Annotated in this window: 18 protein-coding genes, 1 tRNA gene and 1 pseudogene; 13 read left to right on the forward strand and 7 right to left on the reverse strand. The window is 54.9% G+C overall.

The features are described from left to right. The first annotated feature begins 119 nt into the window (after positions 1-119). From BMZ32_RS12675 to BMZ32_RS12700, 6 genes are all read left to right on the forward strand, one after another. The gene (locus BMZ32_RS12675; RefSeq protein WP_090242517.1) at positions 120-1577 is read left to right on the forward strand and encodes a DUF6538 domain-containing protein; all 1458 of its coding nucleotides are present in this window, start codon (positions 120-122) and stop codon (positions 1575-1577) included. Positions 1578-3924: 2347 nt separating this feature from the next. Next, on the forward strand, positions 3925-4395 hold the full coding sequence (locus BMZ32_RS12680) for an SPFH domain-containing protein (protein WP_090242519.1): 471 nt from the start codon (positions 3925-3927) through the stop codon (positions 4393-4395). Position 4396: 1 nt separating this feature from the next. Beyond that, positions 4397-4645: a hypothetical protein gene (locus BMZ32_RS12685; RefSeq protein ID WP_090242521.1), complete on the forward strand. Its 249-nt coding sequence runs from the start codon at positions 4397-4399 to the stop codon at positions 4643-4645. After that, a complete protein-coding gene (locus BMZ32_RS12690; RefSeq protein WP_090242523.1) occupies positions 4642-4956 on the forward strand; it encodes a hypothetical protein in 315 nt (104 codons plus the stop codon). Before BMZ32_RS12685 ends, BMZ32_RS12690 begins: the two co-directional genes overlap by 4 nt. 317 nt (positions 4957-5273) lie before the next feature. Continuing rightward, the gene (locus tag BMZ32_RS12695) at positions 5274-5834 is read left to right on the forward strand and encodes a recombinase family protein (RefSeq protein WP_090242524.1); all 561 of its coding nucleotides are present in this window, start codon (positions 5274-5276) and stop codon (positions 5832-5834) included. 381 nt (positions 5835-6215) lie between these two features. Further along, a complete protein-coding gene (locus tag BMZ32_RS12700) occupies positions 6216-8303 on the forward strand; it encodes a tape measure protein (RefSeq protein ID WP_090242526.1) in 2088 nt (695 codons plus the stop codon). Between the two features lie 1196 nt (positions 8304-9499). Here the strand turns inward: BMZ32_RS12700 and BMZ32_RS12705 are convergent. Beyond that, positions 9500-9589 (reverse strand) — tRNA-Ser (locus BMZ32_RS12705). A 400-nt stretch (positions 9590-9989) separates the two neighbouring features. On the opposite strand from BMZ32_RS12705, the gene BMZ32_RS12710 reads away from it, so the two are divergent. From BMZ32_RS12710 to BMZ32_RS12720, 3 genes and pseudogenes are all read left to right on the forward strand, one after another. Continuing rightward, on the forward strand, positions 9990-10679 hold the full coding sequence (locus BMZ32_RS12710; protein WP_090242530.1) for a crotonase/enoyl-CoA hydratase family protein: 690 nt from the start codon (positions 9990-9992) through the stop codon (positions 10677-10679). A 183-nt stretch (positions 10680-10862) separates the two neighbouring features. Further along, the gene (locus BMZ32_RS12715) at positions 10863-11588 is read left to right on the forward strand and encodes a 1-acylglycerol-3-phosphate O-acyltransferase (RefSeq protein WP_090242531.1); all 726 of its coding nucleotides are present in this window, start codon (positions 10863-10865) and stop codon (positions 11586-11588) included. A 144-nt stretch (positions 11589-11732) separates the two neighbouring features. Beyond that, positions 11733-12704 (forward strand): annotated as a pseudogene (locus tag BMZ32_RS12720) (magnesium and cobalt transport protein CorA). A 118-nt stretch (positions 12705-12822) separates the two neighbouring features. On the opposite strand, the gene BMZ32_RS12725 reads toward BMZ32_RS12720, so the two are convergent. After that, the gene (locus tag BMZ32_RS12725) at positions 12823-13551 is read right to left on the reverse strand and encodes an amidotransferase (protein ID WP_090242532.1); all 729 of its coding nucleotides are present in this window, start codon (positions 13549-13551) and stop codon (positions 12823-12825) included. 221 nt (positions 13552-13772) lie between these two features. On the opposite strand from BMZ32_RS12725, the gene BMZ32_RS19655 reads away from it, so the two are divergent. Both BMZ32_RS19655 and ptrC read left to right on the forward strand, forming a co-directional pair. Then, a complete protein-coding gene (locus BMZ32_RS19655) occupies positions 13773-13907 on the forward strand; it encodes a hypothetical protein (protein WP_279626728.1) in 135 nt (44 codons plus the stop codon). Between the two features lie 26 nt (positions 13908-13933). Further along, the gene (gene ptrC, locus BMZ32_RS12730) at positions 13934-14128 is read left to right on the forward strand and encodes a type III secretion system co-regulatory protein PtrC (protein WP_090242533.1); all 195 of its coding nucleotides are present in this window, start codon (positions 13934-13936) and stop codon (positions 14126-14128) included. A gap of 98 nt (positions 14129-14226) precedes the next feature. Here ptrC and BMZ32_RS12735 read toward each other — a convergent pair whose 3' ends face one another. Both BMZ32_RS12735 and BMZ32_RS12740 read right to left on the reverse strand, forming a co-directional pair. Further along, positions 14227-16371, reverse strand: a complete 2145-nt coding sequence (locus tag BMZ32_RS12735; protein WP_090242534.1) for a 3-hydroxyacyl-CoA dehydrogenase NAD-binding domain-containing protein — start codon at positions 16369-16371, stop codon at positions 14227-14229. A 164-nt stretch (positions 16372-16535) separates the two neighbouring features. After that, positions 16536-17741, reverse strand: coding sequence for an acetyl-CoA C-acetyltransferase (locus BMZ32_RS12740; protein ID WP_090242535.1), 1206 nt, complete (start codon positions 17739-17741; stop codon positions 16536-16538). Between the two features lie 671 nt (positions 17742-18412). Here BMZ32_RS12740 and BMZ32_RS12745 point away from each other — a divergent pair. Continuing rightward, positions 18413-18772, forward strand: a complete 360-nt coding sequence (locus tag BMZ32_RS12745) for a rhodanese-like domain-containing protein (protein WP_090242536.1) — start codon at positions 18413-18415, stop codon at positions 18770-18772. Beyond that, positions 18769-19578: a cytochrome c gene (locus BMZ32_RS12750; protein ID WP_090242537.1), complete on the forward strand. Its 810-nt coding sequence runs from the start codon at positions 18769-18771 to the stop codon at positions 19576-19578. The genes BMZ32_RS12745 and BMZ32_RS12750 overlap by 4 nt, the downstream gene beginning before the upstream one ends. A gap of 392 nt (positions 19579-19970) precedes the next feature. Here BMZ32_RS12750 and BMZ32_RS12755 read toward each other — a convergent pair whose 3' ends face one another. From BMZ32_RS12755 to BMZ32_RS12765, 3 genes are read right to left on the reverse strand one after another with little or no spacing between them, the layout of a single operon-like run. Continuing rightward, the gene (locus tag BMZ32_RS12755) at positions 19971-20768 is read right to left on the reverse strand and encodes a transglutaminase family protein (RefSeq protein ID WP_090242538.1); all 798 of its coding nucleotides are present in this window, start codon (positions 20766-20768) and stop codon (positions 19971-19973) included. After that, on the reverse strand, positions 20765-21715 hold the full coding sequence (locus BMZ32_RS12760) for an alpha-E domain-containing protein (protein WP_090242539.1): 951 nt from the start codon (positions 21713-21715) through the stop codon (positions 20765-20767). Before BMZ32_RS12760 ends, BMZ32_RS12755 begins: the two co-directional genes overlap by 4 nt. After that, positions 21709-23127 carry a circularly permuted type 2 ATP-grasp protein gene (locus BMZ32_RS12765; RefSeq protein ID WP_090242540.1) on the reverse strand — a complete coding sequence of 473 codons (1419 nt, stop codon included), beginning with the start codon at positions 23125-23127 and terminating at the stop codon, positions 21709-21711. Before BMZ32_RS12765 ends, BMZ32_RS12760 begins: the two co-directional genes overlap by 7 nt. Between the last annotated feature and the right edge of the window lie 100 nt (positions 23128-23227).

The raw sequence follows: 23227 nt of genomic DNA on the forward strand, positions 1-23227 counted from the left end.
TGGCGGTGAAGGTGGGATTCGAACCAAACACCCCCACACCCCTATAAGCCCCTATATTGCTGGCTATCATACAGTTTTTACGTACAATTGTTACGTACAATTTAGCTCTAGGGTGGCGCATGGCAAAGGCAAACAATCTCGAACTTCAAGGCGGAACCTACCACGTGCGCTTGGCAGTCCCTAAGGACGTACAGAAGGCGTTCGGCGGTCGTCGGATACTGTCCCAATCCCTGAAGACTGGTAGTCGCAAAGAAGCTCTTGATCGTCGCCTCCCTATCCTTGCTGAATGGAAAGCCAAGATAAAGGCAGCCAGAGAAGGAATCCCACTACCAGAAGGCTGGCAGAACGACCTCATATCCCTCCACACCGATATAGGTCAGATGTTCTCGAACCAAAAACTTGCTCTTGTTGGTGTACCCGCCCCACCACTCCCAACTATCAATCCAGATATTGAAGCTCGAATGAAGAGCAACCCCAGACTCGTTGCTGCATTTGAAAACCTAGCTGAGGAACATCTGAAAGATGGGCTTGAGGGCAAGGTTAGGCTAATGAACACGCTGGCTAAGGCCTTTCAAGGAATGATCCCAAAAGCCTATATCCGCAACTTCAATCTCTCTGCCGAGCAGCAGGAAGAAGTGAACGCCGTACTGTCAGACCCAGCAGACTTTAAGCACCGCTCACCCATTACGAAGGCTTTACTTCGCCAGTTTCGGGAGTACAGGACAGCTCACAATATTTCAGCCAAGAACATTGATACTCAAGAGTCACGACTGAATCAGCTCAGTTCCTACCTAGCCAAAGAAGGCAAAGAACTGAATTTTAATAGTGTGGCGAGCTTTATCCAAACCATCGAACGCTCCCCCGCAACGCAGCAGCAATACGTTTTGGCTGGTGGTGCATTTTGGAAATGGGCTATGAGATACAGCGATAGTTGGCGAGCCGAATTCAAGAACTCCCCGTCCCCTTTTGCCAATCATGCTTTCCCGAAGCTCAAGGGCAAAGCAAAGGTTGAAGCCAGCCGCAAACACTACGAACTAGCTGAAATCTCCAAGCTCCACGCTGGCGCACTCTCTACCGATCAACCCGTGCTGGCCGATCTAATTTCTCTGGGTTACTACACGGGCGCTCGCATTGAAGAACTTTGCCAGCTTCGCCAAGAGCACTTGATTAAGGTCGCAGGGGTACTCACGTTCGACATCACAGACAGTAAGACAGCAGCAGGTATTCGTCAGGTTCCTGTACATCCCGCCTTACTGCCTGTAGTAGATCGGCTAACTGAGGCCTCCAAGGACGGCTGGCTGCTATCAATCAAAGCCCTTAACAAATACGGTAAGCGCTCTGATTCCCTGTCCAAAAAATTCGGCAGACTTCGCACCTCGCTAGGGTTCAGCTCCAACTATGTGTTCCATAGTTTACGAATGACCACCATCACTCAGCTCGTGCAGGCTGACGTGGTAGGCACCCTCATTGCTGAACTGGTGGGCCACGAAACAGGGACAGTCACTTTCGACGTGTACAGCCAAGGGGCAAGCTCCAAACAGAAGCTGGAAGCTATCTCAAAGCTGCCTGAGTTTTAAACGTTACAACATAACCAAATGATATATAAATCATTGTTTTAATACCCTAAATACTAGAAATTCCCCCTAAATACTTGACCAAGTAGTCAGGATATCTAACGCCCTCCCAGTTCCAAGCCCCGAGTTTCCTAGCGTTGCCTGCCTCAGGTTCAAGCACACCCGTAGCGCCCTTCTTATCGTTTTGAAGAAAATTCCAGCAATTCTCCCGCCTCCGTGGCCCTTGGATTTCTCGAACAGCAGCCCCTAAACACCACTCACAGGGTGATTTATTTCTCCCAAATCAAAGAAATTTCTTGTAAAACACATTCAAGTGTGAAATATTAACAGATTTACCTTGACAAATCAGTGATTCGTGCTATACTTGTATATGTAGATCAGGAATATTCATGTCTTCCTCGCTTCTGCTTATCGCGTTCCTTTTAGGCCGTTTCTGTTGCGGTAACGCACCTCGAAAGAGGCAACAGACCGCTGTAGCCACTTCCCTCCGTTTTGGTTACAGCCCCATTCTTAAGAAGCCCCAAACTCAGGGGCTTTTTTATTGGCTCCAAAAAACAATTCACGCACTCACAAGGAGGCCTTATTGGCAATCGTGATTCTCCGTGCCTGCTGCATTTGCGGTAAGCGCATGGAAACCAAATCAGCACAAAAGAAAGTTTGCTCTAGCCGCTGCCAGTCAGTGGCCTACAGGGCGAAGCAGAAACAACTACTACAGCAGTAAAGAAGCCAGCGCCCACACAGCGCTCCCAGTCACCCATAAGAGGAACCATGCAAAGGAAGACAATCGGCAGTTACACCTACCTAGTTAACGATTTCGGTGACCTTGTCTGTTACGCCCCGGACGAAACACCAAGCGCAACACCTTCCACTGATCGCCCCGCTAAGCGTGGTAGGCCAGCTGGAGCAATCACCAGCACTCCTAATCCTCTTTACGCACTGATCAGCGAAGCAGCTGACTTAGGTCTCCCGTGGCTGGAGGATATTGTCTATGGCGCATGCGTAACGTCTGGAGGGGTGTCAAATGGCAAGATGAACTGCTGCCCACGCCACGTGCTACGAACGCTAACACGCCCCAGCATCAGCATAGAAACCGTGGGCTTTGGACTTGGTTGTTCACTAAGAGCCAAACAAAGGACGGCACAGGTGGCTAGACACGCACTAGGTGGAATCGAGTTATACCTAGAGCGAAACCCAGAGGTTAGAAGCCGACTAGAGAATCTGGCGACTAGAAACAACAGCAAACCGCTCTATCTCGGGGGTTACGAATTAAACGCCGGATATAATTAAGGGGTTACGAATTAAACGTCGGATAGGAGAGGCTACTCTTCAGGCACCTGACTAAATGCACTTTTTGGACTACTCTTTAAGGGTAGTAGAAAGTGCATTACACTTTCTGACGCGGAATAACATTCCTTAGAGGGTTTGTGCATAGCTATTGGTGAGTGGTGTCTAAAGGTGCCCATTACCCTTTAATCTTAACACCATATATATTCATCTATTCTCTCTACCTAGTAGCTATGCGTAAGCATCGTGAGTAGGTATTCGTCTATATGTATCTATTTATCTTTCTGTTACAGGGTAACTTACAGGCTTCCTGTGGCATACGAATCTGAGACCGGATGGTCGAAAGGTTCATAACGTTAGATCGGTGTATACGACCGAAGGGAGTGGAGCGAAGCGTTCCAAGTAGTAGCTGAAGATACGGAGTATCAAAGCTAATACTCCTCACTAAATGTTCTTCAGGTAGTTCTCAAGTCTCTTTTAAGATTCTCTTAGGGGGAAGCTTAAAGAAGAAGATATACAGATATATACACCCCACACTTAATAAAAGTATCCCCTACACAACACACAAGCAACACCACCACTTCCCCATGGCGACAAGAGGAACGAAAGAAAGGAACAATACAAACAATGAATTACTTTGTACTAGACAGAGCCAGCAACCTAGTTGTTGGTGTTATCGCTTCAAGCTTCACTCCTACAGACAGTCAAGACGTACGGTTTATCAAAGCCTCTGACAAAGCTTTAGACTCTTACTACAAGCTCCTAGAACACTCCCCCGGAATATTCCCCGACATTGGCCAATTAATGGCTGTGTCACCTTATACCCTCGATATTGTGACAGGTGATAGATCAGGCACAACTAAGCCTGTACTTACACGCCTACGCTAACAACGTATTCAGGGGCTTGTAGAGCGTTAATTCTGCCACCCCTAGCTACCCTATGGCTTGCCACTTTTGCACCTCTACAGACTTAGTCTCCCGTGGCCTCAATACCCGGATTTCACCTTTTGCTAGGTGTTTCCAGATAACACACTGCATAACACTTTAATTAAAGGAAATAGAATATATGAAAAAATATGACACATTCATCCCTTCCACCTTCAACCAAGAAGAACTTGATAAGCGTATAGCCTCAGCTCACACACGTTACAACAATACAATCCTCCTCGAAGCAGCAGATATTGCAACCTTCCTGCGTGACCTAAAAGAGAAGGAATCAGCCGGATACAAAATCGACTGGTCGTACCTTCCATTGCTTATCCCTACACAGAGTGGCTTTGCCATCATCCACGCCCGTCTGTTAAAACCAGCTACTCTAGTGAAGAAGGAGTTGGCCGCTATAACCGAACAAGTGACTGCTGAATATACCTCACACTTAGAAGCTGAGAAGTTACGAGCTGTAGACGCTATGACGAATCGCTTGATTGGTGAGGCTGAAGCAAAAAAAGCTAAAGCCCGAACACAAGAAGCAGAAGAAACTCGAGCTGAAGCCAGAGCTGAAGCTATGCGTATTCTAAACATTCAAGAGAGCGACTAACATGCCTATCAATTACAACGCAGGAAGCATCGCTAAAGCCAAAGCCAAAGCCAGAAAGACCAAACAAACAGCAAGCCCAGAACGCACAACACACTTAACGCCAGACGAAGCCAAAGACTTGGCACACAAACTTATTGCCGAACATAACTTAGCAGCGCCTACAACTGAGTCATCCCTCAACACCATGCAGATTCAACTCGATATGGTGTCCCGCTTGATCAATCAATCAAAGGAGAAATCAACTAAATGAGAATCACATACATCACACCAAACAAGACACGTAGCACAGTAACCATCCCTGATTACATTTACGCCTCTCTCATTGAATATATTGGTTCAGAGAAAGCCACACGCAAAGTTATCCGCGAAACTATCGCTATCCTTCTCGCTAACAATGAAGGCGGTGTTTGCTTAAGTCAGACAGTGGCAGGTGTTCTAACCAATCTCCTTATTTCAGAATTGGAACAAGAAGCCCAAGCATTGCGCTCTGAGCGTGACGCCCTGCAAGTTTCGCTCTTAGGAGCGGCTAGCATCCTCCTAGAAGGTGCTCACGTTGGCTAAGGCCTTGGCCGTGGTGATGTTCCTTCTCGTGTCAGCCTGTACGTCTTCAGTAGAAGCCCCTCAGCTTCAGCCCCAAGCCAGTGTTGAGCTGGAACAGCGCCAGCAGGCTGTACGCCTCCTAAGACTGGAATCAGATGTGTGTGAAGCTTCCCTAGCTACGTTGGTGCAATGCCCTCGCTAGCTATGGTGTCAAATACGAGTGTTTATGGCCCTAGCTCAAAACCAGTTTCTTCTGGTGTCACAAAGTAGGGATTTCAATTCTGAACCTAGTATGTATAATGACACCACGTTATTGATACCACCTAGGAGTAGCCACCATGTCCCGCACCTTCCTTTACTGCCGTGTTAGCACCAGTGACCAAACCACAGCCAACCAAGTGCAGGAAGTGAAGGCAGCAGGGTTTGCCATTGAAGCCCAGCGCATAGTTGAAGAGACTATTTCAGGCAGCACCAGCGCCAGCGAGCGCAAAGGCTTTCAGAAGCTTCTGGAACGCTTGGAAAGTGGTGATGTGTTGGTTGTGACCAAACTAGACCGCCTAGGCCGTAACGCAATCGACGTACAACAGACAGTGCAGAAGCTTGAATCTCAGGGCATCCGTGTTCACTGCCTTGCCCTTGGTGGCGTAGACCTCACGAGTGCAGCCGGTAAGATGACTATGGGCGTTCTGGCTGCTGTGGCAGAGTTTGAGCGTGACCTATTGATAGAGCGCACCCAAGCCGGGCTTGAACGTGCCAAGCAAGAAGGTAAAACCCTAGGCCGTCCACAGGCCACCTCAAAGGACGCTGTGCAAGCCTTGAAGCTTGAGGGACTGAGCCAGAGTCAGGTGGTAGAGAAGCTAGGGGTTAGCCTTTCCACAGTAAAACGGTTATGGGCTTAACCCTCTATGGCCCTCTGTGTTTAGCCTCAAGCCCTCTTAGCATCCCCTCCCAGTAGCACAGAAGCCCTGTAAGCTCCTACAAGGCTCTCTGTGCAACGTTTACGAATAACAGCACCACTGCCATAGCCTTGCTAGCAAAGCCTCTGTAACAGCCTCCTAGGAGCTTACAGAGCATGCCAAGCATATAGCCTGTGATATTTCAGAATCATCCAGCGCTTGGCAGTGCCCCTTGGCGGGTTGTTAAGCACCCCGGGCAAATTTCAGCAATTCCCCAGCAACTCCCCCCCGATATTTCTCCTCTGCGCTTACAGGGTGTTCTCTAAAAACACATCTGCAAATTTTCGCGGGGAAGGGATATCCATAGAAAATGGATCAATAAAAATGACACAGAACATCGCGTCTCTGTACGCAACCCTAGGCTTCAAGGTGGATCAGAGCGGCCTAATCGCCTTTGAAAAACGCCTGACAGCCTTGCAAGCCAAACTCAAAGCCTTCCAAGTTAATGCTAATAAAGCTATGGCCAATGCAGGGTTATCCCCCGCAGCACTGAAGGCGAGTAAAGCCTCCGTAGCAAACCAAGCCCAAGCACTACGCCTCCAGACAGCTCAAGCTAAATTGACAGCTCAGCAATTTAAAACGCAGCTAGAAGGCAGCAAACTCACCCTTGCCACCCAAACCAAACAGGCCGCACTACAAACCCAGCAATATAAAGCCGCCCTGGCTCAGTCCCGCCTTGTCACCAGCACACAGCGCCAGCAACACCTAGGCCAGCAACAGGCATTTGCATTACAGCGATCCCAACTCCAGACAACAGCCGCCCAGCATCGCCTAAGTCAAACTGTTGTTAGGGGCCAAATGCTTGCCCAGCGAGCGCAACAGCAAAGCGCCCGTATTCGTAGTGGTGTTGCAGCCAGCCCAAGTTATGGAGCTATGCGTGAAACCCTCAATCACCTTCGAAGTGTTCTCCCAGCAGGTGCAGCAGGTGGCCTAGCAGGTAGCCTTTCTGCTATTCCAATGGCGGTAAACCCTGTAGTTGCTGCTTTTGCCGGTGTTGCAGGTGCTGCAATTCTCTTACAAATGAAACTTACACAGCTAGCCGGTGTGGATGTCGCTGCGAGTGATACAAGGAACGTAGAGCGGGCGAACATGCGCGTTCTTACTGGGGGTGATACTTCAGCAGCCCTGAAGGCAGAAGCTGAGCTAACCAAGTTCGCGGATAAGTTGGGTGTTCTACGCACCAGCATCGCCAAGCCTTACACCATGGCAGCTATCAACCTCAAAGACGGAGGGATTGAACGCACCCAAGCCACAGAGCTGATTCAAGGAATTATGAGCTTTGCCAAAGGTACAGGCACCACCACAGACGATATGGCGGGAGCGTTAAGGGCCATTCAGCAGATGGTGAGCAAGGGGCAGCTGTACGCCGAAGAGTGGAAGGGCCAATTCGCAGAACGTATCAGCGGGGCCGATAAGCTAGGCATTGAAGCCTATCAAGAAGCCACAGGGGGCAAGCTCAAAGGCAAAGCCGCCAAGACAGCCTTCACAAGCGATATGGCAGACGGTGTTATCAGTGGTGAGGTGTTGAATGCCTTCCTAATCACTCTCGGTAAGAAAATGGCAGGAAATGCCAACCTAGAAGGTCGCTTAGACATTGCCAGCGCCAGCGCTGAAAGCAGCCAAGCACGCATCACTAACATGGCCGTAGAACGAAGCATTGCCACAGCTGAATACAATGCTTCTCAACTCAAGCAAGCTTCCACAGAGTTATTCCAAGCCAAGGAGCGCTTCCAGAAATCCCTAGAAACCCTTGTACCTCGCTTCAGCGATCTCGAGACAAGCGCGCTCAATCTCAACACTTCATTCGTTGATTTGGCAGCCGACGCAGTGCATTGGTTGGACGAGTTGCGACAGACGTCTTTTGTTCAAGATGTGAACACCCTGTGGTCGGGTAGCTTCGAGGTGTTGGTGGAGTTGTTCAGCCGTCTAGCAGATGGTTTAGGTAAAGCCTTCCCAGTGCTAACAGTTGGATTTGATGCGTTAGGCATGGCCGTTGATACGCTGCTAGATGCAATGTACGCGTGGATTAATTTCCTACGTAATACATTGGGCATGGATGCTATCAAGCGCGTTGCTGATGACCCTCTAAGAGGCGTAGGCCAGTCAGACGTACAGGCACTGGCAAACACGTTCCAATCCCAGCTAAACGTGTTGCTTGCGTCGCAGTCCCGGCTTCTAGTTGGGCTCTCTAAGCAAGGCGCAGCCGTCCCTTTCCCAATCCCTACGGCCAGTAATCAAAGCAACACGTTCACGGTGGGAGATATCGTTGTCCACAGTAACGCCACAGACAGCAAAGCCGTAGCTGATGACGTGTTGCGGGTGGTTCGTGGTGAAATGGAAAGCGCCGCCAAGAACACCGTTGGCATCCTGCTTCAGGGAGCAGCGATCAACGTACTAGACGCCGGGGGTTGATAAAACCAACGGGAGCCCAAAGGCTCCCGTTAGCGTTACAGCGCCCTAGACACTAGACATTGAAATCAAATGCCATTTGCCCCGGGTGTGTGCGCCAGTGTTCACAGACTGTTTCCCACCGCTGAAAACGCCAGCGGTAATAAGGATTAACGTGCACAGTCCTAAGACTACGCGGGCTGCTACGACGGGTGCGACGGGTACTGCTGCTGCGGTGGCTCATGATGCGTTCCTACGAATCACCATGGCACAAGGCCAGCCCACACCAATCATCAGCAACTGACAACACGCTGTTGTATTAAGTTATGGTGTGAACCTATACTTCGTTTCGCTTAAACCTCATGCTTCTGGTCTGGGGTTTTGTCGTCTTAGAGCTAGTCCGTGAGAAGATTCCGGCCCTAATTTGACGTTGAGTACTGCTCTGGCCCGTAAGGGCCAGTGTTTCTCTATTGGCACAAAAAATGCTGCCAGTAGAAATTCTCCCTGCATTCCTTGCAAGATTCAAGCTCTTTTTACTGTACGGCTGAACAGTGTTCTTTGACGCTGGAAAACTGCCATACCCACTGAAAAGGCCTAGCGTTCAATAAGCTGGTTACATACGGCAGTTCGCGCATAGTAACAGCAAATTCCAGCCAAAAATGAGCCAGTAAAGCACAGCCCGCAAACACGTCCGACAGACTGTAGTTCAGCCCTCAAAGCCCCGTACTCTTTGGCTCTCCGAAAAGTTCACTCACGATAAAGGGCCATCTGAGGGAAGGCAAGTCGCTAAATCTGCGCCGCCTGTGGATAACTTTGGGGGTTACTTCGGGTTAACTGTCGCAAGGCCACGCAGTTGTTAGGGTTGCCTCCTATATACCGTTCGTCGCCGTGGCATGTGTTTTGCTGAATTTTTCTGCAATGGCAGATAGAAGCCCGCCCCCCGGGCGTGCTAGGCCTGCTCAGGCACTATACCCGGGCTCGTGGCGCTAGCCTTCTTCCCCTCAAAAACTGGCACATTCTTACTGTCCAAAATGATTACCACCTAGCCGAGATGACCCGAATAAATTGCACGGCAAAGCGCCAACTGAGCAGCTCAAAGACTCAGTCGGGCACTACATCAAAGCAGACGAAAATATGGGGAGGGATTACGTACAATTGGTACGTACAATCGAAAAGCAAAAAGCCCCGTAAATCGTTGAATTTACAGGGCTTTTTTTATCTGGCGGTGAAGGTGGGATTCGAACCCACGATACGATTTCTCGTATACACACTTTCCAGGCGTGCTCCTTCAACCGCTCGGACACTTCACCGGGTCTCGACGGTCATTGCTGTCTGTCGAGGCGCGCAAATGTAGCCGAACAGCCGCCCAAAGGCAAAATATTTTTTCAAAAAATTCATGCGCTTAAGCTCGATGCACGCCATAAGGGCTTGGGTTGTATGGGTTGATGGCCAACCAGAGCAAAGCATCCGACAACAGTAAGACCAGTAAGACACGCCATAACGAGATAAGGCGAGTTATGTCATGCAAGCGGCTCTCTTAATAATAAAGCGCTGACCTTAGTGCGTGCCGGTAACGCCGACTCAGTGTCGATGCTGGTCGCTCTATAGCGCGATCAAGAGAATATCACTGACCGAGCAGTCAGCCGCCGCGCTTTACCTGGCCGGTGCGGATGAGTAACGTCTGCTGCACTTCAGCATAAGGAACCCAGCATGAGCGACCTGATCAGCTACCAACTCGACAATGGCATTGCCACCCTGACCCTGTGTAATGGCAAGGTAAATGCCATTTCCCCGGATGTGATCACGGCCTTTAATGCCGCGCTGGACCGCGCCGAGCAAGATAAGGCTATCGTTATTATCACCGGCCAACCGGGCATTCTCTCTGGTGGTTACGACCTCAAAGTGATGACCTCCGGCCCGCAGAACGCCATCGACTTGGTTGCCGCCGGCTCGACCCTGGCGCGGCGTATGCTCGCCCACCCCTTCCCGATCATCGTCGCCTGCCCAGGCCACGCGGTGGCCAAGGGTGCTTTTATTCTGCTGTCATCCGACTACCGCATCGGCGTCGAAGGTGCGTTCAGTATCGGCCTTAATGAAGTGCAAATAGGCATGACCATGCACCACGCCGGCATCGAACTGGCCCGTGACCGCCTGCGTAAGTCGGCGTTCCACCGCTCTGTGATCAACGGTGAGATGTTCGACCCACAAAGTGCTGTGGACGCGGGCTTCCTCGACAAGGTGGTGCCAGCCGATCAACTGCAGGCCACTGCGCTGGCGGTTGCTCAGCAGATGAAGAAGATCAACATGACCGCGCACAAGAACACCAAACTGAAAGTGCGCAAGGCGCTGCTCGAAGCCCTCGACCGAGCTGTTGAGCTGGATAAGCAGCAGCTGTTGTAAAACACCCTGCGCAACACCCTGAAGCCCGGCCAAACGCCGGGCTTTTTATTTAAAGAAAAACCGTCGCCAACCCAGGTAATTCTTAGGCTGGCGCAACAGGCAACATCCGCTAATCAGCATAAATTGCCGAAAGCAGTGCACGCCCGTACACTGCGCGCCTTTTTCCTATGACGGGCGTACCAAATGCTTTTTCTTCTGCGCATGCTCGCCATGGGCGTTCACTTCATCATTGCTGGCATCCTCGGCTTGTTACTTGGTATTTGCCGGCCGTTCAACCCGGATAACAGCCGCCTGTGTGCACGGTTCTATTCCTGGCCAGCCCTGTGCATTCTCGGCCTGCGGGTTGAAACCGACACCACCAGCTTGCGTGACCACGTGCGCAGCGCAGTGATAGTCGCCAACCACCAGTCCAACTACGACCTGTTCGTGGTCGGCAGCGTAGTACCTGAGCGTACGGTGTGCCTGGGTAAAAAAAGCCTGAAATGGGTACCTTTTTTCGGCCAACTGTTTTGGCTGTCGGGCAATGTCCTTATCGACCGTGGCAATCCAGCGCGGGCCAAGCAGGCGATGCTCACCACCACTGATACCCTGCAGCATAAAGACACCTCTATATGGGTGTTTGCCGAAGGCACGCGCAATTTGGGCAAGGGGCTGTTGCCGCTGAAGAAAGGCGCCTTTCAAATGGCCATTGCCGCCGGCGTACCTATTATTCAGGTGTGTACCAGCACCTACGTCAAACACATGCAGCTGAATCGCTGGAACAGCGGCACTGTCAAGATTCGCTCCCTCGCACCGATCCCCACCTGCGGCTTAACCCAAGCTGATCTGCCCGCGTTGATGGAGCAGTGTCAGCAACAGATGCGTGCCTGCATCGACAGCCTTGATGCCGAGATTGAAGGTCACGCCTAACGGCCTGCTAGCAATCCAAATGCCCGGTTAATGCCGGGCATTTTTTTATCTTTCGCGGCGGGTTGAATGCAAAGGTTGAGTCACATCAAGGACGGACAAACCGCTAAGCTGGGTGCCAAAATTACCGCTAATAAGGGATGCATCATGGGTCGCGTCGTTGCCGCCGCCGTGTACAGCAAGGGGTTGAAGGTCGCCACTATTAGCCTTGATGAAGGCAAACCATGGGCAAAAAAGCCTGGACACTTTGTCTGGATTGGCCTGCATGATCCTGCGAGCGAAGAGCTGGGCAAGCTGCAGCAACAGTTTGATCTGCATGAGTTGGCGCTAGAGGACGCCCTGCAGCGGCACACCCGGCCTAAGCTGGAGACCTTCGGCGATGCGCTATTTTTGGTGCTCTACTCGCCGGTTCTGGTTAACAACGAACTGAGCTTTGTGGAAACCCAGCTGTTTGCCGGCAACGGCTACATCATCAGCGCCCGTTACGGTGAATCCGCGCCCTAATCGCAGGTACGCCAGCGCTGCGAGGCACGCCCGCTACTGCTTGAGCATGGCGAAGATTTCGTGCTGTACGCCCTGCTCAGTTTCGTCATAGAAAATTATCGTCCACTGATGGACAACTACTACAGCGAACTGGAGGACGTGGAGCAGCGCGTGCTGAAAAACCCGCTGAGCCAGGCCGATGTCGAGCGCATTCAGGGTTTGCGCCGTGATCTGCTTCGGCTGCGCCGTTATATCGGGCCTCTGGCGGAAATCTGTCAGGAACTGCAGCGCCTCGACTTTCCGTTTATCGATAAAAACATGCGCCCCTATTTCCGTGACGTGGCAATCCACGTGAATCGCCTGCTGGAAGACCTCACTGCGCTGCGTGAGATGGCTGACCATGCCATTGAAATTGGCCTGTTGCTGGAATCCTCCCGGCAAAGCGTGACCCAGCGCAAGTTCGCCGCTTGGGCAGCTATCCTGGCGTTTCCCACCGCGGTGGCGGGTATCTATGGGATGAACTTTAACAACATGCCAGAGCTCGCCTGGCAATACGGTTACTTCGCCGTGCTTGGCCTGATCGCCACCGGTTGCGTCGGGCTCTACGCCAGCTTCAAGCGTTCAGGCTGGCTATAAAAAATCGTCTGGAGCGATTTTTTAACGTCGCGTAGCCGCGGCCCGAAGGGTGGCGGCCATGGATGGCACGCCATAAAAAAGCCCAGTCACTGACCGGGCTTTTTCATTCAATCAGCTATTACTCAGCAAGGCCGGCACGACCCTGCGCAACAAAACGCATCATCCACTCAGCAACGGTGTGGCCCTGGTGGTCATGCTGCAGGCTGTTAACACCCTTGGTGTAGGCCGCCTCACCGATGTGCTGTTGGCGCAAGTCGAGCAGCGCACGCGAGTAGTCATGGACAAACTCAGGATGGCCCTGGAAACACAGCACCTGATCGCCAATGCAGTAAGAAGCAATCGGGCAGAACTCACTGCTGGCCAGCAGCGTAGCATTCTCCGGCAGCTGAGTGACTTGGTCCTGATGACTGATCAGCAGGGTCAGGTCTTCTAGGTCGGGGCTCATCCAGCCCGGCTTGTTGGCCATGTGGTACTGGTGAATGCCTACGCCCCAGCCCTGCACGGCGCGTTCAGCCTTGCCGCCGAGCAGCAGCGCCAAAATCTGATGACCGAAACATACGCCCAACAGCTTTTCGCCACAGCGGTAGCGCTCCAGCAGGTAGGTTTTCAGTGTCTGAATCCAGGCGTCGCTTCCGAAGGAGTCCGCCTTACTGCCCGTCACCAGATAAGCGTCGTAGCGCTCACTGTCTGACGGGTAGTACCCCTCCATCACGTTGTACACCTTGAACTCGGCAGCAATCGGCTGTCGGGCGAACAACTGCTCGAACATACGACCGTAGCTGTCGTATTGGTCGACCAATTCAGGGCGAAGAACATCGGTTTCTAGGATGCAGATCTGCAGCGGCATATGGGCGGTTACCTAGGGCGCAGGAGGGTTGTTGTTCAGCGCGCCAGCGTGCCTGCTGACAGCCCGCAAGGCAATAGCTCAGGGCTAAACCCGACCAATTAGCCTCCCCCCATCAGCGGCCTCGATAGTCATCATGAGCACCCTTTACTTCTGTCGATAGCAGTAGGCGCGGATGATCGGGGCATCGGGCACATCGCCCTACCACTTAAGAGAACACCCGCATGAGCCGTTTCTCCGCTATCGCCAGCCTGCTGGCCGCCTCGGCCTTCAATAGCCGCCTCAGCACCAGCAGCCAACGCCAAACCCGCAACCTGCAAGCCGCACAACTCAACGCAGACCAACGCGCCGGCAAATAACTGCGTATCTCGCCAGGAGCATTGTCATGAACAGCCCATCACTGAGCAATCAGAACGTCTACGGCGTGACCTACGCCACGGTCGACAGCAGTGGCATCCACTTTGAGTCCGAGCTGACCATCCAGCTTAGTAATGGCAGCCTGACCACCTTACGCATGCCGACTGAGCTGAACGAGCGCCAGGCTATCCAGCAGCTGGTTTGCGGTCGCCAAGTCTGCTGAAATTAGGCTTCACCTTCTTCGCTGCTACGGCCCTTTGCCGGCCTATAAAAAAGCCGGCTCACAGGGAGCCGGCTCTTATATGCATCACCAACGCAGCCTTAGAACAGCTGGTTCTTCGCCGCTTTTTCCAGCAGCAATGCCGGCGGCAGGAAGCGCTCGCCGTACTGCTCGGCCAGGTACTGGGCGCGAGCGACGAAATCTTTAACTCCGTACTGGTTGATGAACTGCAGCGCACCGCCGGTCCAGGCGGCAAAGCCAATGCCGAATATTGAACCGATATTGGCGTCGGCGACCGACTTCAATACGCCCTCCTCCATGCAGCGTACGGTTTCGATAGCCTGGATAAATAGGATTCGGTCACGCACGTCGAGCTGTGAAATCTGTGCATCGGCCTTCTCGAAACGCGCCTTCAACTCTGGCCACAGGTGCTTCTTACCGCCCACGGGGTAGTCGTAGAAGCCTGCACCGGCTGCCTTGCCGGGGCGTTTGTACTCGTTGAGCATCATGTCGATCACCGCATACGCTGGGTGCGCGGGAATCTGTTTGCCTTCGGCGGCCAGGTCCTTGATGGTCTGTTGACGGATATGGTTCATCAGGCTCATCGATACTTCATCGCTGATCGCCAGCGGTCCGACCGGCATACCGGCCTTGCGCGTTTCGTTCTCGATCATCGCGGCGCTTACGCCTTCACCCAGCATGGCCAAGCCTTCATTGGTGAAGGTGCCAAACACCCGCGAAGTAAAGAAACCGCGACTGTCGTTGACCACAATCGGGGTTTTCTTGATCTGCATGACGTAATCGAAGCCGCGCGCCAAGGTTTCGTCGCTGGTGTGTTCGCCCTTGATGATTTCCACCAACGGCATCTTGTCTACCGGGCTGAAGAAATGTAGGCCGATAAACTTGTCCTGCTTCTGCACCGCGCCAGCCAGGCCGGTGATCGGCAAGGTCGAGGTGTTGGACGCGATCACCGCATCAGACATCGCCGCACGCTCAGCCGCAGCGGTGACGTTGGCTTTGAGGTCGCGATCCTCAAAGACCGCTTCGATGATCAGGTCGCAACCTTCAAAGTCAGCATCACTGATGGTCGGTTTGATCCGCGCCAGGATGCCATCACGTTTCTCGGCGCTCATCTGGCCACGGCCGACCTTCTTCTCTAGCAGCTTGGCTGAGTAGTCCTTACCCTTCTCGGCGCCTTCGATGGAGACATCCTTGAGCACCACGTCGATGCCTGCCACCGCCGACACATAGGCAATCCCAGCCCCCATCATGCCGGCACCGAGCACACCGACCTTCTTGGTCACGTAGGGTTCAAAGCCCTGCGGGCGCGAACCACCTGCATTGATTTCGTTAAGTTGGAACCAGAAGGTACCAATCATATTCTTCGCCACTTGCCCGGTGGTCAGCTCGGTGAAATAGCGCGCTTCGATGATCTGCGCGGTGTCGAAGTCGACCTGAGCGCCCTCGACAGCGGCGCACATGATTTTCTCCGGCGCGGGGAAGCAGCCCTTGGTTTTGTCGCGCAGCACGCTCGGAGCGATGGCCAGCATCTGCGCCACGTTAGGGCTGGACGGCGTGCCACCAGGAATCTTGTAACCCTTAACATCCCAAGGCTGCACCGCGTTTGGATTGGAGGTAATCCAGGCACGCGCCTTGACCATCAGGTCATCTTTGTCAGAGGCCTGCTCATGAATCAGCCCAGCCTTGAGCGCAGCATCCGGGCGCACCTTCTTACCTTCGACAAGATACGGCAGAGCTTTTTCCAGACCGAGCAGGCGCACCATGCGCACCACACCGCCGCCGCCCGGCAGCAGGCCAAGGGTCACTTCCGGCAAGCCCAGTTGCACGCTGGGATTGTCCAAGGCAATACGGTGATGGCAGGCCAAGGCAATTTCCCAGCCGCCGCCCAGTGCTGCGCCATTGATGGCAGCCACTACAGGCTTGCCCAGGGTTTCCAGGCGGCGTAGCTGGCCTTTGATGTTGAGGATCATCTCGTAGAAGGTTTTTGCGTCGGCCTTGGTGACCTTGATCAGCTCACCCAGATCGCCGCCGGCGAAGAAGGTCTTCTTCGCCGAGGTAACAATCACCCCGGCGATGGACTCTTTCTCGGCTTCCAAACGGGCAACGATCGCACCCATGGCCTCGCGGTAGACCGCGTTCATGGTGTTGGCACTCTGGCCGGGCATATCCATGGTCAGTACAACGATGTTGTCCTGGCCTTTTTCGTAACGGATGGCGTCAGTCATTTTAAATTCTCTTCCCAGGTGTCGGGGGAGCGCTTCAGGGGCGTCGCGAGTCAAGGTCAGGCAAGGCGGAAAGCATTCGGAAAGCGGAGTTTGCTGATGCAAATGAGCATTCCCGGGGGATTTCCAACGCAGCATGGCCGAGCGCAGCAGCCCGTGATAGCGCCTTAAATTCGTTCAATGATGGTGGCAATACCCATACCGCCGCCCACACAGAGGGTGGCCAGGCCGTAACGCAACTGGCGCTTCTCCATCTCGTCGAGCAAGGTACCGAGGATGGCGCAACCAGTAGCACCCAGCGGGTGGCCCATGGCGATGGAGCCGCCGTTGACGTTGACCTTGTCTTCGCTAACGCCCATGTCCTTCATAAACTTCATCACCACCGAGGCAAACGCTTCGTTGACCTCGAACAGATCGATGTCCGCAATGTTCAGCCCGGCCTTGGCCAGTGCTTTACGCGTGGCCGGCCCGGGGCCGGTGAGCATGATGGTAGGGTCGGTGCCGGTGACTGCAGTAGCAACAATACGTGCGCGCGGCTTGAGGCCCAGCTCACGGCCCTTGGCTTCGGAGCCAATCAACATCAGCGCCGAACCATCGACGATGCCCGAGCTGTTGCCTGGTGTGTGCATGTGAGTGATCTGCTCAACATGGCTATAAACGCGCAGCGCAGTACTGTCGAAGCCCATCTGACCCATCATCTCGAAGCTCGGTTTGAGTTTGCCAAGGCCTTCGAGGGTGGAGTCTCCACGGATAAATTCGTCGTGATCGAGCAGCACAATGCCATTCTGATCCGTGACCGGAATCAGCGACTTTTTGAAGGAACCGTCTTTGCTGGCACGGGCCGCTTTTTGCTGCGAACGCAGGGCGTAGTTGTCGACGTCACTGCGGCTGAAACCTTCGAGGGTGGATATCAGATCCGCACCAATACCCTGCGGGGTGAAGTGGGTGGCCATATTAGTGGCCGGGTCCATCACCCAAGCGCCGCCGTCGGAGCCCATAGGGATGCGCGACATCGACTCGACGCCACCGACCACCACCAAATCCTCAAAACCGGAACGCACCTTCATTGCGCCGAGGTTCACCGCTTCAAGACCTGAGGCGCAGAAACGGTTGAGCTGCACGCCCGATACGCTGACATCCCAATCGGCGACCATGGCTGCGGTTTTGGCGATGTCAGCACCTTGATCGCCCACGGGCGTTACGCAGCCGAGCACGATGTCATCGACCTGGCTGGTATCGAGGTTATTGCGCGCTTGCAGCGCCTTGAGCAGGCCAGCGACAAGGTCGACGGGCTTGACGCTGTAAAGCGCGCCGTCTTTCTTGCCCTTACCGCGGGGCGTGCGCACCGCATCGAAAATAAATGCTTCGGTCATGGCGTCCTCAGACCTCCAATGGAGGGTGGCTGGCGGCGCAGGTTGAACCTGCACCTGTTTTTGTTAAGTGGCCCCACCATACGCCGCACCAACACAGTCTCAATGACCGAAATGCTCAGGCCTATTGACCACTCAGCTCAGACCAACGGTCAATCACTGAGCAAGTGCGCCTAAGGGCGTCTAGCTCAAGGCCCGCCAGTCGGCGACAAGGCTGGCGTAATAACTGCTTGAAACTAGCCCGTGCACCTTAGGAGTTAAGACGTCTATAGGAGGGCACTGCTCACTCCTACAGTTGATTCAAGCCACCTGAAATGCTCTGCAGGTCGGCCGTTGTAGGTGTCGTCGCCGGGTTTTGCCGGGATGTTTTGAATGATCGCATGAGGCGAGACGGTACATCCGCGCAGTCAATCGGACAGTGACCGCCCGCCGCAAAAAACAACAAGGCCAATCGCCATGCTCAATTCGATAAAAATGCGTCAGGCAGGCATGATCGTTTTTGCCACCACCGTGATCCTGATCCTTCCCAACCTGACCCGCCTGGTCAGCTAATCATCAGCGTTCCTGCCCTGCCCGCCACCGTGGAGTGCGCTGGCAGCGGCAGCACAAACCTCACTAAAGCGAGAAGACCAGCGCCTATGCTAGGGTTGCCACAATCATCCTAGGAGCTTGCCATGCGCCGTTTAATTGCCACTCTGGGTTTACTCATTTGCATGCCGCTGATGGCCGGAGAAGCTGAACTCAACGCCGCGGTCACCGCCCTGCAATCCCCTAACACGCTGCTGATCGATGTACGCACCGCAGAGGAATTCGAAGCCGGCGCGTTGCCGAACGCCGAGCGAATTGGTCACGAGCAGATCGCCAGCCAAATCAGCGCCCTGGCTCCAGACAAAGACACCCCCATCGTCCTCTATTGCCGCAGCGGTCGCCGTTCCAGCATCGCCGAAAAAAGCCTGCAGGCTATGGGTTACACCAACTTGATCAACGCCGGCGGCTATGATGAGCTGAAATTCGCCCTGGAGTCGCAGGATTGAATCCCCGCATCGCCTGCATTGCCCTGCTCAGTCTGTTGCCCTTCAGCCAGCTGCACGCCGCCGAACTGACCCTGGAGTTGGGCAACGGCAGCCAGCGCCTGAGCAGCGCCCAACTGCTCGCCCACCCACAGGCGCAAACCGTCGAGATCAACAACGACGTCAGCTACAAACGCCGCATGCACTACCGCGCCATACCACTGGCGGCGCTGCTGGAAGGCGTGCAGCCGGGTGATCACCTGCAGTTGGTGGCCAGCGACGGCTTTGCCGCCGAACTGTCCGCTGCGCCTGTGCTGAGTAAAACCGGCAGCCAAGCCTGGCTGGCTATTGAAGACCCGGCACAACCCTGGCCGCCTCTGGGTAAAGGTAAACCCAGTGCCGGGCCGTTCTACCTGGTTTGGCTAAAACCAGCCGCCAGCCATATCGGCCCGGAGCAATGGCCGTTCCAGCTGGCCGCCATTCGCAAACTGCCCCCCGTGGCGCAGCGCTTCCCGCAACTCCTCCCCGCTGTCGCCGCCAGCCCGGCGGCGACAGCGGGCTTTGCTCAATACCAGAAGAACTGCATGGCCTGTCACCGCCTTAACGGTGCCGGCGACTCGCAGTTCGGCCCGGACCTGAATATTCCGCATAACCCGACGGAGTACTTCAGCAGTGACTTTCTAACCCGCTATATCCGCGATCCACAGAGCTTGCGGCGCTGGCCGCAAGGCAAAATGTCGGGATTTGCGGTTGAAGTGTTGAGTGATAAGGCATTGGGGGAGTTGGTTGAGTATTTGCGGCATATGGCGGGCCGGAAGGTGAAGCCTTGAGGGCTTCACCCGTGGACAGCACGTTGTTTAACCACCAACAGTTTTCGACACGCTGTGTTTTTGTAGGCGCGGGCTTACCGGCAAATCGAGCTGAATAAAAAAACAGCGCGGCCAATAACTAGGCGTTCCTGCCGTTCCTAAAGGTTTTGCAGAGCCTGCCAGCTCGAAGGATGTGGCGGGCCGCGCAGGTTGATTAACACGATACTTATCAAATTGCCATGCAGCATGGGTATCGCTGCGCTCAACCCACCCTACGGACTAAAAACTCCAGCAGGCACCGCGGGATAGCGGCGACCATCGCTCGGCGGGTTACGTGTCGCACAAATACCGTGCGGTTTGATTAAGCTCGAATCAGCGCCACTAACCCACCCTACGAAGCCAGCGCAGCGCCTTTACTGCTGTTGCACCTGCAACAACGGCGCTACATCCACCTGTGCGTGCATCTGCTCGATGCCGCCACCGCGGCGCATGCCGCGTACCGGGCAGGCATCCAGATAATCCAGGCCTACTGCCAACTTCAAATGCCGCTCCGGCCTGGCAAGGCAGTTGGTTACGTCAAAGCTGTACCAGGCACCATCCAGCCAGGCTTCGGCCCAGGCGTGGCTGGCCAGATGGTCTTCGCTGTCGGTAAACAGATAGCCCGACACATAACGCGCCGGAACACCCAGGCTGCGCGCGCAGGCGAGAAAGGCGTGGGCGTGGTCCTGGCAGACGCCCCTGCCGCCGGCGAAGGCCTCGCTGGCGCTGGTTTCCACAGCGGTGGTGCCGGGCTGGTAGCTGATGTGCGCATTCAGCGCGTACATAAGGTCGATTAGGCCGCTGCGGTCAGCGCGGCTGTGGCTTTGCAACTGGGCGAACTCGCGCAGGGCGGCGTCGGCTTCGGTGAGGCGGGTAAAGCGCAGAAACGGCCAGGCCGACTGGCTTTCGTGCTCGGCTTCGCGCGACTCGTCAATTTCCACCTGGCCACGGGCACCGATGACGATGGATTCGTGCGGTTCATCCAGGGTCAGCACATGCAGGATATTGCCGTAGGGGTCAATCTGCGCACGCACTGGGCGCGGCAAACTTAACGTCCAACTGAGCACATGCTGGCGCTCACTGTCGTGCGGGGTCATGCGCAAATACTGAATGCTGTTGCGTACCTGATCTTCATAGCGATAGGTAGTGTCGTGGCTAATTGACAGTCTCATGCGACCTCCAGGTAGGAGCTTTGGATGGCTTGACCTAACTGGCGAACCAGCAGGATGAAATCGGTGAGCCAGGCGTGCAGGCCCTCGTCGAGCACTTCTTCGATGCTGGTGTAACGCAGCCGTGCTTCCAGCTCAGCGGCCAGGCGCTGGGCTGGGCGGCCGTTATCGCCGGGCAGGCTGGCGAGCATCAGGTTGAGCTCGTCCATACAAGCGCGCAGCGAGCGCGGTATATCGGCGCGCAGCAGCAACAGTTCGGAGACTTTGCGCGTATCAGGCGAGCCACGGTAGATCTCGGCAAACGCCTCGAATGACGACAAGGCTCGCAACAGCGCGGTCCACTGGTAGTAACTGCGGGCCGGGCGGCCGTCGACTTCATCGATGTCTTCACCGAGCATTTCATAGCGTGCATCGATCAGGCGCAGGGTGTTGTCGGCGCGTTCAATAAAGGTGCCCAAACGGATAAAACGGTAGGGGTCGCCACGCATGATGGTGCCGAAAGTGGCGCCACGAAAGAGGTGCGAGCGTTCCTTAACCCACTCACAGAAGCGGCTGATGCCGTAACGGCCCAGGCCCTGTTCGGCGATGCCGCGAATCTCCAGCCAGGTGGCATTGATGTTTTCCCACATGTCGGCGGTGATCCGCCCGCGCACGGCGTGAGCGTTGCTGCGTGCGGCCTGCAGGCAGCAATAAATGCTGCCCGGATTGCTCGCATCCAAGGCGAAGAAATTCAGCATGCGTTCGGCGTGCATCGGGCCGTGGCGCTCCAGGTAGTCATCCAGGGTGCCGGTAATCAGCAGCGGCAGGGCCAGTTCTTCTAGACCGTCGCCGCGACCGTCTTGCGGCATCAACGACAGCGAGTAGCTGACATCCAGCATGCGCGCCAGGTTCTCCGCACGCTCCAGGTAGCGCGACATCCAGTACAGGTCAGAGGCCGTTCGACTCAGCATGATGAATCCTCCACGACCCAGGTGTCTTTAGTACCGCCACCTTGAGACGAATTGACCACTAACGAGCCTTCGCGCAATGCCACGCGGGTCAGGCCACCAGGGACGATGCGGGTTTCCTTGCCCGACAGCACGAACGGGCGCAGGTCGATATGCCGCGGTGCAATACCGCGCTCAACAAAGGTCGGACAGGTCGACAGGCACAGGGTCGGCTGGGCGATATAGGCTTCTGGGCGGGCGATCAGCCGCGTGCGGAATTCTGCGATCTCAGCCTTGCTGGCCGCAGGACCCACCAACATGCCGTAGCCGCCGGAACCCTGGGTTTCCTTGACCACCAGCTGTTCCAGATTGGCCAGCACGTGGGACAGCTCGGCCGGTTTACGGCATTGAAAGGTCGGCACGTTTTTCAGGATCGGTTCTTCACTCAGGTAGAAGCGGATCATGTCGTCGACATAGGGGTAGACCGATTTATCGTCCGCCACGCCGGTGCCGACGGCATTGGCCAGCACCACGTTGCCGCTGCGGTAACAGGCCAGCAAGCCGGGCACACCGAGCATGGAGCCCGGGTTGAACGCCAATGGGTCTAGGAAGGCATCGTCGAGGCGACGATAGATCACATCCACCTGAACAGCCCCGGAGGTGGTGCGCATAAAGAGCTTGTCGTCGCGCACAAACAGGTCCGCGCCCTCGACCAACTCCACGCCCATCTCGCGGGAGAGGAAGGCATGCTCGAAGTACGTGCTATTGAAGCGCCCCGGCGTCAGCACCACGACATTGGGGTTATCCAGCGGGCTGGAGGATTTCAGCGTGTCGAGAAGCAAGTTGGGGTAGTGGTCGACCGGTGCCACGCGCTGGGCAGCGAACAGCTCGGGGAACAGACGCATCATCATCTTGCGGTCTTCGAGCATGTAGCTGACGCCGCTGGGGGTGCGCAGGTTGTCTTCCAGCACGTAGTAGCTGCCGTCGCCATCACGCACCAGATCGACCCCGGCGATGTGCGCGTAGAGGTCGCGGTGCAGGTTGAGGCCCTGCATGGCGATCTGGTAACCCTCGTTGGCCAGCACCTGCTCGGCCGGCACAATGCCGGCCTTGATGATGCGCTGGTCGTGGTAGAGGTCGCCAAGGAACATATTCAGCGCCTGCACGCGCTGGATGCAGCCGCGTTCGACGATGCGCCATTCGCTGGCCGGAATACTGCGCGGAATGATATCGAATGGAATCAGGCGCTCGGTACCCTGATCATCGCCATAAAGGGTAAATGTGATCCCCGCGCGGTGGAACAGCAGGTCAGCTTCACGGCGGCGCTGGGCCAGCAGTTCCTCCGGGGTGTCCGCCAGCCAACGGGAAAAGGCCTGATAGTGCGGGCGGACTGCACCACTCGCGTCGTACATCTCATCATAAAAGGTGCGGGCCATGCCGTACTCCTTGTCAGCCGGTCATGGAGTCAACATTGCAAAGCCCGCGCCACTACTTAAAAACCTTACGTTTCAATCGGTTAAATAAAACTCGTGTTCA

Origin of the sequence: Pseudomonas guineae (genome assembly GCF_900113745.1) — a bacterium.
GTDB lineage: Bacteria > Pseudomonadota > Gammaproteobacteria > Pseudomonadales > Pseudomonadaceae > Aquipseudomonas > Aquipseudomonas guineae.

Bases quoted from the DNA above. Each gene is read 5' to 3' on its own strand.
- BMZ32_RS12675 (WP_090242517.1), top strand. From the start codon at position 120: ATGGCAAAGGCAAACAATCTCGAACTTCAAGGCGGAACCTACCACGTG.
- BMZ32_RS12695 (WP_090242524.1), top strand. From the start codon at position 5,274: ATGTCCCGCACCTTCCTTTACTGCCGTGTTAGCACCAGTGACCAAACC.
- BMZ32_RS12680 (WP_090242519.1), top strand. From the start codon at position 3,925: ATGAAAAAATATGACACATTCATCCCTTCCACCTTCAACCAAGAAGAA.
- BMZ32_RS12685 (WP_090242521.1), top strand. From the start codon at position 4,397: ATGCCTATCAATTACAACGCAGGAAGCATCGCTAAAGCCAAAGCCAAA.
- BMZ32_RS12700 (WP_090242526.1), top strand. From the start codon at position 6,216: ATGACACAGAACATCGCGTCTCTGTACGCAACCCTAGGCTTCAAGGTG.
- BMZ32_RS12745 (WP_090242536.1), top strand. From the start codon at position 18,413: ATGCGCCGTTTAATTGCCACTCTGGGTTTACTCATTTGCATGCCGCTG.
- BMZ32_RS12740 (WP_090242535.1), bottom strand. From the start codon at position 17,741: ATGACCGAAGCATTTATTTTCGATGCGGTGCGCACGCCCCGCGGTAAG.
- BMZ32_RS12690 (WP_090242523.1), top strand. From the start codon at position 4,642: ATGAGAATCACATACATCACACCAAACAAGACACGTAGCACAGTAACC.
- BMZ32_RS12735 (WP_090242534.1), bottom strand. From the start codon at position 16,371: ATGACTGACGCCATCCGTTACGAAAAAGGCCAGGACAACATCGTTGTA.
- BMZ32_RS12765 (WP_090242540.1), bottom strand. From the start codon at position 23,127: ATGGCCCGCACCTTTTATGATGAGATGTACGACGCGAGTGGTGCAGTC.
- BMZ32_RS12755 (WP_090242538.1), bottom strand. From the start codon at position 20,768: ATGAGACTGTCAATTAGCCACGACACTACCTATCGCTATGAAGATCAG.
- BMZ32_RS12725 (WP_090242532.1), bottom strand. From the start codon at position 13,551: ATGCCGCTGCAGATCTGCATCCTAGAAACCGATGTTCTTCGCCCTGAA.
- BMZ32_RS12715 (WP_090242531.1), top strand. From the start codon at position 10,863: ATGCTTTTTCTTCTGCGCATGCTCGCCATGGGCGTTCACTTCATCATT.
- BMZ32_RS12760 (WP_090242539.1), bottom strand. From the start codon at position 21,715: ATGCTGAGTCGAACGGCCTCTGACCTGTACTGGATGTCGCGCTACCTG.
- BMZ32_RS12710 (WP_090242530.1), top strand. From the start codon at position 9,990: ATGAGCGACCTGATCAGCTACCAACTCGACAATGGCATTGCCACCCTG.
- BMZ32_RS19655 (WP_279626728.1), top strand. From the start codon at position 13,773: ATGAGCCGTTTCTCCGCTATCGCCAGCCTGCTGGCCGCCTCGGCCTTC.
- ptrC (WP_090242533.1), top strand. From the start codon at position 13,934: ATGAACAGCCCATCACTGAGCAATCAGAACGTCTACGGCGTGACCTAC.